At 70.4% G+C, this 16671-nt stretch carries 13 protein-coding genes; 5 read left to right on the plus strand and 8 right to left on the minus strand.

The features are described 5' to 3' along the window. Window positions 1-6: 6 nt before the first annotated feature. The 3 genes from PS467_RS23240 to PS467_RS23250 all read right to left on the minus strand — a co-directional run bounded on the left by PS467_RS23240 (window position 7) and on the right by PS467_RS23250 (window position 3244). A complete protein-coding gene (locus tag PS467_RS23240; protein ID WP_311036870.1) occupies window positions 7-1686 on the minus strand; it encodes a sodium:solute symporter family protein in 1680 nt (559 codons plus the stop codon). Beyond that, on the minus strand, window positions 1686-2306 hold the full coding sequence (locus PS467_RS23245) for a nucleoside/nucleotide kinase family protein (RefSeq protein WP_311036871.1): 621 nt from the start codon (window positions 2304-2306) through the stop codon (window positions 1686-1688). The genes PS467_RS23240 and PS467_RS23245 overlap by 1 nt, the downstream gene beginning before the upstream one ends. A 71-nt stretch (window positions 2307-2377) precedes the next feature. After that, window positions 2378-3244 carry a sugar phosphate isomerase/epimerase family protein gene (locus PS467_RS23250; protein WP_311036872.1) on the minus strand — a complete coding sequence of 289 codons (867 nt, stop codon included), beginning with the start codon at window positions 3242-3244 and terminating at the stop codon, window positions 2378-2380. A gap of 170 nt (window positions 3245-3414) precedes the next feature. Between PS467_RS23250 and PS467_RS23255 the strand changes: the two genes are divergently transcribed. Next, window positions 3415-4623 (plus strand): ROK family transcriptional regulator, encoded by a 1209-nt coding sequence (locus PS467_RS23255; RefSeq protein ID WP_311036873.1) that lies wholly within the window; start codon window positions 3415-3417, stop codon window positions 4621-4623. 158 nt (window positions 4624-4781) lie between these two features. Then, a complete protein-coding gene (locus PS467_RS23260) occupies window positions 4782-5663 on the plus strand; it encodes a D-alanyl-D-alanine carboxypeptidase family protein (protein ID WP_311036874.1) in 882 nt (293 codons plus the stop codon). Window positions 5664-5759: 96 nt separating this feature from the next. On the opposite strand, the gene PS467_RS23265 is transcribed toward PS467_RS23260, so the two are convergent. Then, complete coding sequence (locus PS467_RS23265; protein WP_311039938.1) at window positions 5760-6365, minus strand: AMIN-like domain-containing (lipo)protein; 606 nt, start codon at window positions 6363-6365, stop codon at window positions 5760-5762. Between the two features lie 235 nt (window positions 6366-6600). Here PS467_RS23265 and PS467_RS23270 point away from each other — a divergent pair, with 235 nt between their 5' ends. Continuing rightward, complete coding sequence (locus PS467_RS23270) at window positions 6601-8100, plus strand: alpha/beta hydrolase (RefSeq protein WP_311036875.1); 1500 nt, start codon at window positions 6601-6603, stop codon at window positions 8098-8100. A 64-nt stretch (window positions 8101-8164) separates the two neighbouring features. On the opposite strand, the gene argS is transcribed toward PS467_RS23270, so the two are convergent. Continuing rightward, window positions 8165-9952: an arginine--tRNA ligase gene (gene argS, locus PS467_RS23275; RefSeq protein WP_311036876.1), complete on the minus strand. Its 1788-nt coding sequence runs from the start codon at window positions 9950-9952 to the stop codon at window positions 8165-8167. Window positions 9953-10097: 145 nt separating this feature from the next. On the opposite strand from argS, the gene lysS reads away from it, so the two are divergent. After that, window positions 10098-11849 carry a lysine--tRNA ligase gene (gene lysS / locus PS467_RS23280; protein ID WP_311036877.1) on the plus strand — a complete coding sequence of 584 codons (1752 nt, stop codon included), beginning with the start codon at window positions 10098-10100 and terminating at the stop codon, window positions 11847-11849. Window positions 11850-11925: 76 nt separating this feature from the next. Here the strand turns inward: lysS and PS467_RS23285 are convergent, their stop codons facing one another. From PS467_RS23285 to PS467_RS23295, 3 genes are all read right to left on the minus strand, one after another. After that, window positions 11926-13428 (minus strand): DUF2637 domain-containing protein, encoded by a 1503-nt coding sequence (locus tag PS467_RS23285; protein WP_311036878.1) that lies wholly within the window; start codon window positions 13426-13428, stop codon window positions 11926-11928. 99 nt (window positions 13429-13527) lie between these two features. Beyond that, window positions 13528-14232, minus strand: coding sequence for a hypothetical protein (locus PS467_RS23290; protein ID WP_311036879.1), 705 nt, complete (start codon window positions 14230-14232; stop codon window positions 13528-13530). 145 nt (window positions 14233-14377) lie between these two features. After that, window positions 14378-15295 carry a DUF3558 domain-containing protein gene (locus PS467_RS23295; RefSeq protein WP_311036880.1) on the minus strand — a complete coding sequence of 306 codons (918 nt, stop codon included), beginning with the start codon at window positions 15293-15295 and terminating at the stop codon, window positions 14378-14380. 163 nt (window positions 15296-15458) lie between these two features. On the opposite strand from PS467_RS23295, the gene PS467_RS23300 reads away from it, so the two are divergent. Then, a complete protein-coding gene (locus PS467_RS23300; protein ID WP_311036881.1) occupies window positions 15459-16652 on the plus strand; it encodes an RtcB family protein in 1194 nt (397 codons plus the stop codon). The last annotated feature ends 19 nt before the right edge of the window (window positions 16653-16671 follow it).

Here is a 16671-nt window from a genome sequence, read left to right on the forward strand (position 1 = left end):
CTCCATTCATACGGCCACCACCAGCCAGACGCTCAAGCCCGCCGTCAGTGCCAGGATGATGCAGCCCAGCACCACCGGGGACTTCCACCACGGCTGGCGCACGGTCGCCTCATGGGCGTCCGGCGAGTCGGGGTCGGGCAGGCCCCAGACCAGGCCGGCCAGTTCGGACACCGGCTTGGGCTTGGTGACGAAGGTGACCGCGACGGTGACGACCACGTCCACGACGAAGGCGAAGAGCGCGCCGTAGAAGTTGGCCATCTGGGCGTTGATGGTGTCGTGGGAGCCGACCTGGCCGCCGGGGTAGAACCAGCCGATGTGGTAGGCGGAGAGGTGGGCCGCGGCCGCCGCGGCGGTGCCGGACAGCATGCCCCAGAAGCCCGCCCACGGGGTGACCCGCTTCCAGAACATCGCCAGCAGGAAGGTCGCGAACAGCGGCGAGTTGAAGAACGAGAACAGCAGCTGGATGTAGTTCTGGATGTTGTTGTACTCGGAGGCGACGAACGCGGCGGCGACGCTCACCGCGATGCCCGCGACCGTGGCGTAGCGCCCGGCCTTGAGGTAGTAGCGGTCGTCGCGGCCGCGCACCACGTACGGCTTCCAGATGTCGTAGGTGAAGACCGTGTTGAAGCCGGAGATGTTGGCCGCCATGCCCGCCATGAAGGCGGCGAGCAGTCCGGTGAGCGCGATGCCGAGCACGCCGTTGGGCAGGAAGCGCTGCATCATCTCGGGGATGACGTCGTTGTACGTGGGCCCGCCGGGCTTGCCCAGCTTGGGGATGATGGCCACCGCGATCATGCCGGGGACCACAGTGAACAGCGGGAGCGCCATCTTGGGGAAGGCCGCGATCAGCGGGGTGCGGCGGGCCGCGTTGAGGTCCTTGGCGGCCAGGGACCGCTGCACCTCGGCGAAGTTGGTGGTCCAGTAGCCGAAGGCGAGGACGAAGCCCTCGCCCATCGCGAGGCCGATCCAGTCGCCCAGCGGATTGGTCCAGTGGCCCGGGGTGGTGCCCTGCCAGGTGTGCAGCAGGCTGGGGTCCTGCACGGCCTCCTTGAGGCCGCTGAAGCCGCCCACGTAGTGCAGTCCGATGACAACGATCGGGATCAGCCCGGCGAGGATCACGAAGAACTGGAGCACCTCGCCGTAGATGGCGCCCGCGAGCCCGCCCAGGGTGATGTAGCCGAGCACGAAGACCGCCGACAGCAGGATGGACAGCCACAGCGGCCAGCCGATCAGCAGTTTGACGATCAGGGCCAGCGCGAAGAGGTTGACGCCCGCGAGGAGCATCTGGGCGACGGCGAAGACGACGCTGTTGAGCAGGTGCGTCTGGTTGTTGAAGCGGCGGCGCAGATACTCCGAGACGCTGTGCACCCGCGTCGAGTAGTAGAACGGCATCATCACGACGCCGAGGAAGACCATCGCGGGGATGGCGCCCAGCCAGTAGAAGTGCACCGCGGCGGCCCCGTACTGGGCGCCGTTGGCCGCGCCGCCGATGATCTCCAGGGCGCCGAGGTTGGCGGATATGAAGGCCAGGCCGGTGATCCAGGCGGGCATCGAGCGCCCGGCGAGGAAGAAGTCACCGGTGGTGTGGATGGCCCGCTTGGTGTAGACGCCGATGGCGATGATCGCGCCGAAGTAGACGGCGAGCAGGAACCAGTCGACGGCTCCGAGGTTCAGGGTGCCGGTCATCAGGCGCCCCTGACCACGAAGTCGGCCGCCGCCCGCCCGGGGGCGACCAGCCGGGCGTTGGCCTCGTCGGAGGTGAGGACGAAGCGCTCGGCCTCGTCGCGGGCCTTGCCGAACCGCTCATGGCGGTCGATGAGCCGGCGCACCCGCTCCTCGGTGTCCAGGTCGACCCACCAGCTCTCGTCCAGCAGCTCGCGGACCGGGCGCCAGGGGGCCTCGTCGAGCAGCAGGTAGTTCCCCTCGGTGATCACCAGGGGGACCTGCGGCGGTACCGGGATGGTGCCCGCGACCGGCTGCTCGAGTGCGCGGTCGAACCCCGGCGCGTACACCGTCTCCTCGGGGCGCGGCGCCCGCAGCCGCCGCAGCAGCGCGGTGTAGCCGTACGGGTCGAAGGTCTCCGGTGCGCCCTTGCGGCCGATCAGGCCGAGCCGGCGCAGTTCGACATCGGCGAGGTGGAAGCCGTCCATCGGCACCAGGACGGCCCGGTCGGAGCCGAGGGCGTCGACCAGGTACTCGGCCAGGGTGGTCTTGCCGGCCCCGGGCGGTCCGGCGATGCCGAGCAGGCGGCGGCCGCCTGCGTCGGCCAGGCGCTGAGCGCGCTCAAGGAGTTGCTGGGGAGTCATAGCGGGCGCTTTCGGCGGTTTCGGGGAGTTTACGGGACGGGGTGTGCGGACCGTCGTGCGGGAGGGGGCGCTCAGACCGTCGCGCGGGCGGCCTTGAGCTGGTCGGCGATGTACGAGCGGGCGTGGGCGGCGAGGTCGGCGCCGTCGGTCCACAGGTCGCGCCAGACGGCGAGGTCGTGGGAGAGGCCGGGGGCGACGACGGCGGAGGAGAAGGACTCGAAGGTGATCGGGCCCTGGTAGTCGATGTCCGCGAGAGCGTGGAAGAAGGCGGGGAAGTCCACGGTGCCGGAGCCGAGGTAGCCGCGGTTGGACTCGCCGATGTGGACGTAGCCCAGGCGGTCGCCGCAGGCCCGGACCGGGCGGGAGAAGTCCTGCTCCTCGATGTTCATGTGGTACGTGTCCAGGTGGACCAGCACATTGGCGGCGCCGATCTCGTCGATCAGCTCCAGGCCCTGCTGGGCGGTGTTGACCAGGTTGGACTCGTAGCGGTTGACGACCTCCAGGCCGAGGGTCACCCCGAGCCCGTCGGCCTCGGCGGCCAGCCTGCGCACGGCCTGGACGGCGTGCTCGCGGCCCTTGGCGGTCGGCGGGTGGCCGTACTTGCCGAGCGCGCTGTAGAGCACCCCGCCGAAGTAGTGGCCGCCGAGGTCATGGGTGAGGTGCAGGGCCTGGCGCAGCAGCGCCTCGCCGCGGGCGGCGGTCTCCGGGTCGTCGGAGGAGACGTCGGAGTCGAAGGCGAGGCCGCGGGAGCAGGCGACGCCGAGTCCGTGTGCGGCGAACGCCTCGCGGGTGGCCCGGACATCGACGATCTCGGGGTCGTGGAGGGAGATCTCGACCAGGTCGTACCCGGCCTCGCGGCTGCGGGCGGCCGCGGTCCGGGCGCCCTCGGGGGTCCAGTCGCCGGTCCACACGAGTGCGTGCACTCCGAGGTCGTTCATGGCGATCCCTTCTCCTGCCTGCCCTTCGGGCGTGTGCTGCGTCATTGCGTGCTCGATGTTACGCATCTTTTGCGTGAAGGCAATACATAAGTTTCTTGGGTCTCGGTCGTAAAGGGAGGTACCGTGTACGCGGCACCGAACAGAGCGTGAGCAGTGGAGGACAGGGCCCAGTGACGGAGGCGGTCTCGGCAGGTCAGCCACCCCAGGCGCATCCCACGGGCCCGGGGGCGGTGCTGGCGCTCATCCGCGGCGGCCGGGCCACCACCCGCGCCCAGCTGATGGCGGCCACCGGACTCTCCCGGTCCACCATGGCCACCCGGCTGGAGGCGCTCACCGAGGCGGGCTATCTGGAGATCTCCGGCGCGGCCGACTCCACCGGCGGCCGCCCCGCCGGCTCCTTCCGGCTGCGCCCCGACTCGGGGGTGCTGCTGGTCGCCGACATCGGCGGCAGCCATGTGCACACCGCGCTCGCCGACATGGCCTGTGACGTCCTCGCCGCGCACCGCCGCGACCTCGATGTGGCCGAGGGCCCGGAGGTGGTGCTCGGTCAGGTGGCCGCCGACTTCCAGCGGCTGCTGAAGGAGGCGGGCGAGTCCGCCGACCGGGTGCGCGGGATCGGCGTCGGGGTGCCGGGCCCGGTCGAGTCGGGCACCGGCCGGGTGGTCAGCCCGCCCATCATGACCGGCTGGGACGGCTATACGGTGCCGGACTTCTTCCGCGAGACCTACGACTGCCTGGTGCTGGCCGACAAGGACACCAATCTGATGGCGCTGGGCGAGCACCGGGTCAACTGGCCCGATGTCGAGCACCTGCTCTTCGTCAAGGCGGGCACCGGTATCGGCTCCGGCCTGGTCCTCGGCGGACGGCTCCACCACGGCTCCCAGGGCGCGGCCGGTGACATCGGCCACATCCCCGCCCCCGGCCTCGACGAGACCTCCCCGGACGCGCCCCTGTGCCGCTGCGGCAACTCCGGCTGCCTGGAGGCGCTGACCGGCGGCTGGGCGCTGGTGCGCGACCTCACCGCCGCCGGGCACGAGGTGGCCACCACCGACGACGTGGTGAATCTGGTCCGCTCCGGCAACGGCGACGCCGTACGGCTGCTGCGCCACGCCGGGCGCCTGCTCGGCCAGGGCGTCGCCGACGCGGTCAGCCTGCTCAACCCCTCGATCCTGGTGGTCGGCGGAGGGCTCGCGCACGCCCAGGAGCATCTGATCGCCGGTATCCGGGAGGTCACGTACCGCCGTTCGCTGCCCCTGGCCACCCGGGATCTGCGGGTCGTCCTCTCCCCGCTGGCCACCCGCGCGGGTGTCACGGGCGCGGCCCATATGGTCGCCGACGCCCTCTTCGACCCGGCGGCGGTGGACTCCCAGCTGCGGTGAGCTTCGGGGGCGCGGCCAGGCGCGCACCCGGGCGAATTTCCCGGAAATCTCGGCAGAAGGCACATCCATTGGGCGGCCTCGCGCGTCACATGAGGGAGCGGCCCTGTTATGTGGCCGCAGGCCAGGGGCATATGGAGATATTCACCTTGAAAACCGGCATGAAGGGTCTACGTCGCGTATCCGCGGTCGCGATCACCGCTGGAGCCGTGCTGACGGCGGGGGCGTTCACCGCCTCCGCGCAGGCCGCGACGACCGCTACTCCCACGATCACCGCCAAGGGCGGGTTCGTGATGAACAACGGCACCGGAAAGAGCCTGTTCACCAAGGCCGCGGACACCCGCCGTTCCACCGGCTCCACCACCAAGATCATGACCGCTCGGGTGGTGCTCGCGCAGCCGAACCTCAACCTGGACGCCAAGGTCACGGTCCAGAAGGCATACAGCGACTACATCGTCGACAACAACTGGGCCTCCTCGGCCAAGCTGATCGTCGGCGACAAGGTCACCGTCCGCCAGCTGCTCTACGGGCTGATGCTGCCGTCCGGCTGTGACGCGGCGTACGCCCTGGCGGACAAGTTCGGCACCGGCTCCACCCGGGCCGCGCGGGTGAAGTCGTTCATCGGCAAGATGAACACCACCGCCAAGTCGCTCGGGCTGACGAACACCCACTTCGACTCGTTCGACGGCATCGGGCACGGCGCGAACTACTCGACGCCGCGCGATCTGACCAAGCTCGCGAGCAGCGCGATGAAGTACTCCACGTTCCGCACGGTCGTGAAGACGAAGTCGACGAAGCAGAAGGTGACCACGAAGAACGGCGGCTACCGCTACATGTCGTGGACCAACACCAACCCCCTGCTGAGCGGCTACTCGGGCACCATCGGCGTCAAGACCGGCTCGGGCCCGGAGGCCAAGTACTGCCTGGTCTTCGCCGCCACCCGGAACGGCAAGACGGTCATCGGCACGGTCCTCGCCTCCTCCTCGGTGGACAACCGCACGGCGGACGCGAAGAAGCTGCTGAACTACGGCTTCAGCAAGTAGGCCCACGGGCTCGTCGCATGCCACGGGGCCTGTCCCCGCGACCGTCACCCAAGGTCGCGGGGACAGGCCCCGATCGTGCTTCCGGGGCGGCTCGGCTCACCGCGTTCCACTCACCGCGTTCCAGGAGTGCGCCACGTCCACCACGACATGCCCGTCCGTCTGGAAGACCCGGAACGGCAGCCGTGCGCGCACCCCGAGGCCGATCTGGGTCTCGCCCTCGAAGCTGGCACCGAAGCGGGTGTCCCGGAAGGTCTGGTAGCCGGTGACGTCCACCCCCGGCAGCGGCTCGCGGGCCCGCCCCGGGTACGACTCCGCACCGCTTCCCGGGTCATAGCTCGGCGCGGCCACGCGGATCTCCAGGATCGCCGCGCCGTCGACCGGGATCTCCTCGCCCGAGCCGTCCTGGTGCAGGGTGTCCACGTATCCCACGCGGTATCCGACGCGATCGGCGGCCGTGGCGCCCGGCACGTCGAACACGATGCGGTCGAAGCACGCGTGCCGGCCGGTCCTGATGTCCGCCAGCGGTGCGTGGCCGGCCGGCTCGACCGTCTTCTCGCCGCTGCCCCAGCCGGTCGCACAGGCCGCCGCCGTGGCCGTGGCGGTGGACGTGGCCGGTGTGACGGCCCCCGCCGTCCCCGCCGTCGCCGCCAGCGCGCCGCCCGCGAGCACCGTCGCCGCGAGTGCGGTTCCCCACCGTCGCATGGTCAAGCCCCCAATGTGTTCGTTGATGACGTTCCTTGATGACGTTCCTTGATGACAAGGGATGCACGGGGTTGGACGGGCTGGGACGGTGAGCGGTTGTCCCGGTCCGGGAAATGTGTCGTGAATGCTACGTGCGCGGCGGTACGCCTGGCGCGTGTCCGTGGGGTTATCCCCCGGACGGGGCGGCCGGTTGCCCGGATGGGAACGGCAGACCGGTGCGACAAGGCTTGTGCCCATGAGACTGACGACCGGCAGAACCGCCGCTCTGGCCATCGCCACCGCCGCCACCGCCTCCCTCCTCGGCACCGCCTCCGCCGCGGGCGCGACCCCGGGACCGCCGACCGACCCGACCGCCGCCACGCTCAGCTGGGGGGCCTGTGAGGGGACCGGACTCGACCCCCGGCAGGAGTGCGCCACGCTGAAGGTGCCGCTGGACTACCGCGACCCCGGCGGCAAGCGGATCTCCCTCGCCGTCTCCCGCATCCCCAGCGAGCGGCCGGGGGCCCGCCGGGGCACGCTGCTGCTGATCCCGGGCGGCCCGGGGTCGCCCGGCCTGGACCGGCCCACCACGTACGGCAAGCGGCTGCCGCGGTCGGTGCGGGATGCGTACGACATCGTCAGCTTCGACCCGCGCGGCCTGGGGCAGTCCACGCACGCCGGATGCGATCTGGACCCCGCCGATCTGTCGTTGCTCGCCTCCCGCCCCTGGCCCGCCCCCGGCGGGGACATCACCCAGAACGTCACCACCGGCCGCCGCATCGCCGACACCTGCGCCCGCAACGGCGGTGAGCTGCTGCGCAGCCTCAGCACCATCAACGAGGCGCGGGACATCGACAGCATCCGCCGGGCGCTCGGCGAGCGGAAGCTGTCCGCGTGGGGGGTCTCCTACGGGACGTACGTGGGCTCCGTCTACGCGCAGCTGTTCCCCGAGCACACCGACCGCTGGGTGCTGGACAGCAACGACGATCCGGACCCGGAGCGGGTGGAGCGCGGCTGGCTCGCGAACTACGCCGTCGGCGTCGAGGACACCTTCCCCGACTTCGCCGCCTGGGCCTCCGCCCCCGACAGCCCCGTCCGGCTCGCCGACACCCCCGACGGGGTGCGCCGCCGGGTCCTGGACCTCGCCGCCCGGCTGGACGCGAAGCCGCTGCCGTGGCCCGGCGCCAACCCGCCCGAGCTGAACGGCAATATGCTCCGCCAGAGCATGCTGAGCGCCCTGTACTCCCCGGAGAACTTCGAGGGCCTGGCCAAGCTGATCGTCGACGCGGACGCCGGCAAGGCGCCCGCCGCGGCACCGGCCGACCCCACCCAGGACGTGGCGGCCGTGTCCCTGGCGACCATCTGCAACGACGTGGAATGGCCCACGTCCCTGTCCCGGTACACGCGGGATGTCGCCGCCAGCCGCAAGAGCCACCCGCTGACCGCCGGCATGCCGGTGAACGTCACCCCCTGCGCGTTCTGGCACGACGCTCCGCGGGACAAGCCGGTGCGGATCACCGATCGGGGCCCGTCGAACGTTCTGCTGGTGCAGAACACCCGCGATGTGGCCACCCCGTACAGCGGGGCGCTCAACCTGCGGCGCGCCTTCGGCGACCGGGCCCGGATGGTCAGCGTGGACGCGATGGGGCACGGCGCGGCCTATGCGGTGAACAACGGCAGCGCCTGCGCGGACCGGCGGGTGACGGACTTCCTGCTGACCGGTGCGCGGCCCAAGCACGATGTGCTGTGCCGCTGACGCCGAGGTACGCCAAGCGCCCCGCCCCCTCTCGCGGGGGCGGGGCGCTTCGCATATGGAGGGCTCAGAGGCGCTCGGGGGTGCGGATGCCCAGCAGGGTCATGCCCTGCCGCAGCGTCCGCGCCGTGATGTCGCACAGGAAGAGGCGGTTCTCCACCTGGGCCGGGCCGCCCTCCGCCTTCAGGACCGGGCACTGGTCGTAGAAGGTCGTGTAGAGCGAGGCCAGCTGGTACAGATACCCGGCCAGCTTGTGCGGCTCGAACCCCGCGGCCACTTCCCGCAGCGTCTCCCCGAACTGGTCGAGGTGCAGGCCCAGCGCCCGCTCGGCCGGGGCCAGCGGCAGCTCGGGGTGGGCCAGCGGCCGCTGGTCCTCCCCGGCGCGGCGCAGGATCGACTGGATCCGGGCGTACGCGTACTGGAGGTAGACCGAGGTGTCGCCGTTGAGCGAGACCATCTGGTCGAGGTCGAACTTGTAGTCACGCGACGCGGAGGTGGACAGGTCCGCGTACTTCACCGCGCCGATGCCCACCTGGGCGCCGCGCTCGAGGATCTCCTCCTCGGTGAGGCCGAGCTTCTCGCTCTTCTCCCGGACCACGGCCGCCGCCCGCTCGGTCGCCTCGTCCAGCAGGTCCTCCAGCCGCACCGTCTCGCCCGCGCGGGTCTTGAACGGCTTGCCGTCCTTGCCCAGGACCGTGCCGAAGGCGAGCTGTACGGCGTGCACCCGGTCATTGAGCCAGCCGATCCGGCGGGCGGTCTCGAAGACCATCTTGAAGTGCAGCGACTGCCGGGCGTCCACGACATACAGCAGGGTGTCGGCCTCCAGGTTTCCCACCCGGTCGCGGATCGCGGACAGGTCGGTGGCGGCATAGCCGAAGCCGCCGTCGGACTTCTGGACGATCAGCGGCACCGGGTTGCCCTCGGGGCCCTTGATGTCGTCGAAGAAGACGCACAGGGCGCCCTCGGAGCGGACGGCGACGCCGGACTCCTCCAGCAGCCGGCAGGTCTCGGCCAGCATGTCGTTGTAACCCGACTCGCCGACCACGTCGGGGTCGTGGATCTCGATGTCGAGCTTGTCGAAGACCGAGTAGAAGTAGATCTTCGACTCGTCCACGAACTTCCGCCACAGGGCGATGGTCTCCTCGTCGCCCGCCTGGAGGTCCACCACCCGCCGCCGGGACCGCTCCTTGAAATCCGGGTCGGAGTCGAAGAGCGCCCGCGCCGCCTTGTAGAGCCGGTTCAGATTGGACATGGCCTCCTCACCGGAGGCGGCGTCCTTGTGGTCCAGCTCATGCGGGTGCTCGATCAGATACTGGATGAGCATCCCGAACTGGGTGCCCCAGTCGCCGATGTGGTGGCGGCGGATCACCTTCTCGCCCGCGAACTCCAGGATCCGCACCACCGCGTCGCCGATCACCGCCGAGCGCAGATGGCCGACGTGCATCTCCTTGGCCACGTTCGGCTGGGCGTAGTCGATCACCGTGGTGCCGGGCGCCTGCGCGTACGGCACGCCGAGGCGGTCGTCGGCGGCGCGAGCGGCGAGGGTCGCGGTGATCGCGGAGTCGGCGATCGTGATGTTGAGGAAGCCGGGGCCGGAGACCTCGATGTCCGCGATCACCGGATCGGGGTCGGCCGAGGTGGCGGCGACCGGCAGGTGCGCCACCACCTTCGAGGCCAGCTCGCGGGGGTTTCCCTTGAGCTTCTTGGCCAGCGCCAGCATCCCGTTGGCCTGGAAATCGGCCCGGTCGCTTCGTCGCAGCAGCGGGTCCGCGGAGCCGGCCTCCGGCAGGGCGGCCGAGAGGGCGTCCGCGAGGCGCTGGTGGACCGAAGCGGCGAGAGAGGGGACCGAAGCCATGGGTGAGGTGCCATTCCGATAGTGGTGGTATGGGCAAACCCAGTATTTCACGGCGGGTCCAACGCTTTTCCTGGCCTGTGGACAACCTGGGGGACCTGTGGGTAACTCCGGAGGAGCCCCTTCCGTCTGGGACAATGGGCGTGCCATGACCGCAAGGAAGGAAGTGCCGACCGTGGCTCAGAGCACCGAGACCGACTGGGTCTCCCGATTCGCCGACGAGGTCATTGCCGAGGCGGAGCGCCGCGCCCCCGGCAAACCGATCGTCTGCGCCTCGGGCCTCAGCCCGTCCGGCCCGATCCACCTCGGCAATCTGCGCGAGGTCATGACCCCGCACCTGGTCGCCGACGAGATCCGGCGCCGCGGCTATGAATGCGTCCACATCCTGTCCTGGGACGACTACGACCGGTATCGCAAGGTCCCGGCCGGTATCGACCCGTCCTGGTCCGAGCACATCGGCAAGCCGCTGACCTCGGTCCCCGCCCCGCCCGGATCCACGTACCCGAACTGGGCGGAGCACTTCAAGGCGCCGATGGTCGAGGCGCTGCGCCAGCTGGGCATCGAGTTCCACGGCATCAGCCAGACGGAGAAGTACACCTCGGGCGCGTACCGCGAGCAGATCCTGCACGCGATGCGCCACCGCCGGGAGATCGACGCCGTCCTGGACCGGTACCGCACCAAGGACAAGCCGGGCGCGAAGAAGCCGGCCAAGCAGCAGCAGAAGCCGGTCGACGAGGCCGAGCTGGCCGCCGCCGAGGGCTCGGGCGCGGCCGCCGAGGACGACGGCAGCGCGGGCGCCGCGGGCTACTACCCGTACAAGCCGTACTGCTCGGTCTGCGAGCGCGATCTGACCACGGTGACCTCGTACGACGACGAGACCACCGAGCTGGCCTACACGTGCGTGTGCGGCCACGGCGAGACGGTCCTGCTCAGCGAGCACGACCGGGGCAAGCTGGTCTGGAAGGTCGACTGGCCGATGCGCTGGGCGTACGAGGGCGTGGTCTTCGAGCCCTCGGGCGTCGACCACTCCTCGCCGGGCTCGTCCTATGTGGTCGGCGGCCAGATCGTCCGCGAGGTCTTCGGCGGGCAGCAGCCCATCGGCCCGATGTACGCCTTCGTGGGCATCAGCGGCATGGCCAAGATGTCCTCCTCCAAGGGCGGTGTGCCCACCCCGGCCGACGCCCTGGAGATCATGGAGGCGCCGCTGCTGCGCTGGCTGTACGCCCGCCGCCGGCCCAACCAGTCCTTCAAGATCGCCTTCGACCAGGAGATCCAGCGGACCTACGACGAGTGGGACGCGCTGGAGCGGAAGATCACCGAGTCCACGGCCCAGCCCGCGGACGCGGCCGCGTACAGCCGTGCCACCCGCACCGCCGCGGGCGAGCTGCCGAGCACCCCGCGCCCGCTGCCGTACCGCACGCTGGCCTCGGTGGTCGACATCACCACCGGCCATGACGAGCAGACGCTGCGCATCCTCAGCGAGCTCGACCCCGACAACCCGGTGAAGTCCCTGGAGGAGACCCGGCCCCGGCTCGACAAGGCCGAGCGCTGGATCACCACCCAGGTCCCGGCCGACCAGCGCACCCGGGTCCGGGACGAGCCGGACGCGGAGCGGCTGGCCGCGCTGGGCGAGACCGAGCGGGAGTCGCTGCGGCTGCTGCTCGACGGCCTGGACGACCACTGGTCGCTGGACGGGCTCACCACGCTGGTCTACGGGGTGCCCAAGATCCAGGCCGGGCTGTCGCCGGACGCCAAGCCGACGCCGGAGCTGAAGGTCGCCCAGCGGTCGTTCTTCGCGCTGCTCTACACCCTGCTGGTCGGGCGGGACACCGGCCCCCGGCTGCCCACGCTGCTGCTGGCGGTGGGGGCGGACCGGGTGCGCAAGCTGCTCGCGGCCTGACCCTGCCGCTCCCGGGCGCCGGGCGGGTGGCCTCACGGCCTCCGCCCGGCGTCCCGTTCCCGGTTCCTTACGTTCCTTACGGGATGGCTTCGGCTTCCCTCTCCAGGCGGACGCGCTCCTTGAAGTCATCGACGTATGCGGCCAGCTCGCTGTTGCTGAGGTCGTTCACGCCGTACGTCTCCCGCAGCCGCTGCCCGAACTGGTACGCCGAGGGGTACCGGCTGTGGTCGGCGAGGAACTGGCGGAAGGTGGCGTAGTAGACCTCCTCGCGCGGGACGTCGTCCGGCAGCTGGTTCAGCGGCTGCCCCGGCTGCTCCTCGTACGCGTACCGCTCGGGCTCGCGCTGTTCCGGTACGTACACGCCCTGCTGGCCTCCCACGCCCTCACCGCCGAGCGGTCGCACCCGGCCGCCGGGCCCGACCGGCACGGTCAGCTGATGCTGCTGGGCCTGCTGGGCCTGCTGAGACAGCTGGAGCTCGGACTGCGGCTCGGGCCGTTCCACCTGCTCCACGGCCTGCTGGTCCTGCTGCGGGTCCTGTGGCTCCTGCGGGGTCTGCTGCGGAGTCGGCTGCGGGGTCTGCTCGGGGTGGGCGGCGGCCGGCGCCGGGGTGAAGGGCACGGCGCTCCGGCCGTCATGGCCCTGTCCGGCGGGCTGCTGGTACACCGGCAGCGGCAGTGAGAGCGGCAGTTCCTGCGACTGGGGCTGCTGGGGCTGCTGCGGCGCGGCGGCGGGGCCGGTGCCGTTGACCCCGGCCGGGCCCCCGGGCGTGCCGTACGGGCCCGGCTGCGCCCCCGGATAGGCGCCCTGTGCCCCCGGCCCCGGATGGGCGCCCTGCGGCCCCGCCGCGTCCGCCGAGCCTTTCCGGCCCGAGGGAAGCGCGGCCGGCGACACCGCGGACGGCTCCAGACCGGCCGCCGCCAGCCCGGCCGGGGCGGTGTCCGCCAGCGGCACCCCGTAGCGCGCCAGCCGAAGCGGCATCAGGGACTCCACGGGCGCCTTACGGCGCCAGGACCGCCCGTAGCGGGCCCGCAGCCGGGCCTGGTAGACCAGCCGGTCCTGCTCCAGCCGGATGACCTCCTCGTAACTGCGCAGCTCCCACAGCTTCATCCGGCGCCACAGCCGGAAGGTGGGCACCGGCGCGAGCAGCCAGCGGGCGATGCGGACCGACTCCATGTGCCGGTCGGCGGTGATGTCGGCGATCCGGCCGACCGCGTGCCGGGCGGCCTCCACGGAGACGACGAAGAGGATCGGGATCACGGCGTGCATCCCGACACCGACCGGGTCCGGCCAGGCGGCCGCGCCGTTGAAGGCGATGGTGGCCGCGGTCAGCAGCCAGGCGGTCTGGCGCAGCAGCGGGAAGGGGATGCGGATCCAGGTGAGCAGCAGATCCAGCGCGAGCAGGACCACGATCCCCGCGTCGATGCCGATCGGGAAGACATTGGCGAATGCGCCGAATCCCTTGTCGAGGGCGAGATCGCGCACCGCGGCGTAGGAACCGGCGAAGCCGATCCCGGCGATCACCACCGCCCCGGTGACGACCACCCCGGCCAGTATTCGGTGCATCCGTGTCAGTTGCATCGCGGCCACCCGCGACCCCTCCCCGTCCTCGGCAACAGCCGCCACAGCGTCGCATACACGTCAAGGCCCGTGGGCGGGAAGGGGGTGCGTATCGGACGGTCAGGCGCCGCTCCCGGCGCCCTTCGCGACGGAGCCGACAACCTCCTTGGTGGCGGACTTGGCGTCCTTGAGCAGGTCGGCGGCGTCCGGCGTCTTGGCGGTCTCATAGCCGGCGCCGTCGTATTCGAGGGTGATGACGACATTGGCGGTGCGGGCCACGACCGTCTGGTCGCGGAAGTCGTCGCCGTCCTTCTTTTCCTTGGTGCTGACTGTGGTCGCCTCGTCGCCGATGCCCGCGACCTTCTCGGTCTTGGGGTCGGTCACCTTGCCGGCCGTGGCGGCCTTGCTCGCCTGCTGGGCGGCGTACTCCCCGGCGCGCCGGTCGCCGGAGCCGAGCTGCGCGTCGGAGTGGAACAGCTTGAGGGAGACGGTCAGCGAGCGGTAGTCGAACCCGTCCAGGCCGCTCCACAGGCAGCTGGCGGACGTGTTGGTGTCGGCCGAGGGAAGGGCCTTGCCCTTCTTGGCCTTCGCCTTGGGAACGATCTTGTCGATCGTCTTCCCGGAGAGCGTGGAGCACACATCGGGCAGCTTGCTGAACTTCGCGGCCGCGATGGTGGGTGAAGCGCTGGGCGAACTGGATCTCGCCGACCCCTCGGTGTTCTTCTTGTCCTCGCTGTCCGAGCCGGAGGAGCAGCCGGCGACGAGCACCACCGGTACGGTCGCGCAGGCGAGTATTCGGGCGAGTCGCGGGGCTGAACGGTGCATGGGTCCTTCGCTCATTCTCTGTCGTTGGGCGGACGTACCGCCCGCGTCATTAGTCGGCACGGTACGCGGCCCATGCGCGGGCGTCCCAATTTCCGAGGTCTTCGCGGGTTATGGACGGGGTGTTCGCGAGGGTGGCGAGGGACCGCTATTCGTTGAGGCGACCGGTCAGTTCATCGGCCAAGTCCTGTGCGTTTTCCTGGAGTTCCTGGCTGCTGGGAATGTGCTTCTTGTCGGTCGCCCACTGGTCGTACTCAATGGTGGCAATCACATTCGAGGACCGGAACACCAGCGTGATGTCGCGGTGGATCCCCGAGTCCTTGGTGATCAGCTGGTCGTTGAGAAAGGCGTCGTCACCGAGGTCGTCCAGCCGGCGCGGCGCGGTGTTCGCCGAGGCGGTGTCGCTTTGGTCACTTCCGCCGCTCGCATCGGACCCCGCCGACGGACTTCCGGGGCTCTTGTCGCCCTTGCCCCCGTTGTCTGCCTCATCTTCCTTGCCACCCTTGGGGCTTTTGCCGGGTTCGTCAGAGTTCGAACCGGGGGAGGAGGAGCCGTTGTCGCCTTCGCTCTGCGAGCTGGAGGAGGAGGACGAGGGGGTGTTCGTGGCGTCCGGGATGTGGGCGGCGGCGGCCTTCTTCTCGTAGGTCTCCGTGGCCTCGTCGTCATCGCTGACCGAGGGGTCGTACGAGACCACGCGCTGGAAGTCGATCGTCAGATAGCGCGTCCCGCTCGCCGTCTCCATCTTCCAGCGGCAGCCGTCCCGCCGGTCTATGTCATAGGTCACGGCGGCCTGGCCGTCATACGCCTTGTCGTCCTGGTCGGCGCCGGGCAGCAGGGTCTGGAGGGTTTTGCGGCTGACCGCGCCGCATGCCTCGGGCAGGGTGCGATAACGGCCGGGCTCGGCCGAGACGGCCGTCCCGGAGTCGCCGGAGGCGCCGTTGTCCGTGCCGGGTGATGCATCGGAGCCGGTGCATCCGCCGATTCCCGCGGCGGCGAGCACGGTGATGAGCACGGCGACGGCCGGGGTGGCCCGCCGTCCGTACGCCCTTCGCTGCGCTGGCTGCACTGTCCGTGTCCCTTCGAGCGACGGAAAACTGCTTGCCGCCCGCAGGCGGTGGCTGGACACAATGTCTACCGCACGTACTGCCGTGCCTGCCGGTCGCCCGCCATCTATGAGGCTTTGGCCCGGCTTTTGCGTTTTCTGTCTTTTACGGGGGAATGAGTACGTCATGTCGTATGTCGAGGTGCCTGGTGCCCAGGTGCCGATCCGGATGTGGACCGACCCTTCGACGGTCGAGGGCGTGGCCATGCAGCAGCTGCGGAATGTCGCCACGCTGCCGTGGATCAAGGGCCTCGCCGTGATGCCGGACGTGCACTACGGGAAGGGCGCCACGGTCGGCTCGGTGATCGCGATGGAGGGCGCGGTGTGCCCGGCGGCGGTCGGTGTGGACATCGGCTGCGGGATGTCGGCCGTCAAGACGTCGCTGACCGCCGACGACCTTCCGGGGGATCTCTCGCGGCTGCGGTCCCGGATCGAGCGGGCGATCCCGGTGGGGCGCGGGATGCACGACGACCCGGTGGACCCGGCGCGGCTGCACGCGTTTCCGACGGCCGGGTGGGACGACTTCTGGAGCCGGTTCGGGGGAGTGGCCGAAGCGGTCAGGTTCCGTCAGGAGCGGGCCGTCAAGCAGATGGGTTCGCTCGGATCCGGTAACCACTTCATCGAGTTCTGTCTCGATGACGAGGGTTCGGTCTGGCTGATGCTGCACTCCGGCTCCCGCAACATCGGTAAGGAGCTGGCCGAATACCACATCGGCGAGGCCCGGAGGCTGCCGCACAACCAGGACCTGATCGACCGCGACCTGGCCGTCTTCATCGCCGACACCCCGCAGATGGCGGCGTACCGGCACGATCTCTACTGGGCGCAGGAGTACGCGAAGTACAACCGCGCGATCATGATGGCGCTCTTCCAGGACGTGGTGCGCAAGGAGTTCGCCAAGGCCCGGCCGGTCTTCGAGCCTGTCATCAGCTGCCACCACAACTATGTCGCCGAGGAGCGCTACGAGGGCATGGACCTCCTCGTGACCCGTAAGGGCGCCATCCGCGCGGGGAGCGGGGACTACGGGATCATCCCCGGCTCGATGGGCACCGGCTCGTACATCGTGCGGGGTCTGGGGAACGAGGCGTCGTTCAACTCGGCTTCGCACGGCGCGGGCCGGAAGATGAGCCGTAACGCGGCGAAGAAGCGCTTCTCCACCCGGGATCTGGAGGAGCAGACGCGGGGTGTGGAGTGCCGTAAGGACTCCGGCGTCGTGGACGAGATCCCGGGGGCGTACAAGCCGATCGAGAAGGTCATCGACCAGCAGCGGGACCTCGTCGAGGTGGTGGCGAGGCTCAAGCAGGTCGTCTGCGTGAAGGGCTAGAAGACATGAAGGGCTGACC

It is taken from the genome of Streptomyces luomodiensis (assembly GCF_031679605.1).
Classification (GTDB): Bacteria; Actinomycetota; Actinomycetes; order Streptomycetales; family Streptomycetaceae; genus Streptomyces; species Streptomyces luomodiensis.

Bases quoted from the DNA above. Each gene is read 5' to 3' on its own strand.
- argS (WP_311036876.1), bottom strand. From the start codon at position 9,952: ATGGCTTCGGTCCCCTCTCTCGCCGCTTCGGTCCACCAGCGCCTCGCG.
- PS467_RS23285 (WP_311036878.1), bottom strand. From the start codon at position 13,428: ATGCAACTGACACGGATGCACCGAATACTGGCCGGGGTGGTCGTCACC.
- PS467_RS23300 (WP_311036881.1), top strand. From the start codon at position 15,459: ATGTCGTATGTCGAGGTGCCTGGTGCCCAGGTGCCGATCCGGATGTGG.
- PS467_RS23250 (WP_311036872.1), bottom strand. From the start codon at position 3,244: ATGAACGACCTCGGAGTGCACGCACTCGTGTGGACCGGCGACTGGACC.
- PS467_RS23240 (WP_311036870.1), bottom strand. From the start codon at position 1,686: ATGACCGGCACCCTGAACCTCGGAGCCGTCGACTGGTTCCTGCTCGCC.
- PS467_RS23270 (WP_311036875.1), top strand. From the start codon at position 6,601: ATGAGACTGACGACCGGCAGAACCGCCGCTCTGGCCATCGCCACCGCC.
- lysS (WP_311036877.1), top strand. From the start codon at position 10,098: ATGACCGCAAGGAAGGAAGTGCCGACCGTGGCTCAGAGCACCGAGACC.
- PS467_RS23265 (WP_311039938.1), bottom strand. From the start codon at position 6,365: ATGCGACGGTGGGGAACCGCACTCGCGGCGACGGTGCTCGCGGGCGGC.
- PS467_RS23245 (WP_311036871.1), bottom strand. From the start codon at position 2,306: ATGACTCCCCAGCAACTCCTTGAGCGCGCTCAGCGCCTGGCCGACGCA.
- PS467_RS23260 (WP_311036874.1), top strand. From the start codon at position 4,782: ATGAAGGGTCTACGTCGCGTATCCGCGGTCGCGATCACCGCTGGAGCC.
- PS467_RS23290 (WP_311036879.1), bottom strand. From the start codon at position 14,232: ATGCACCGTTCAGCCCCGCGACTCGCCCGAATACTCGCCTGCGCGACC.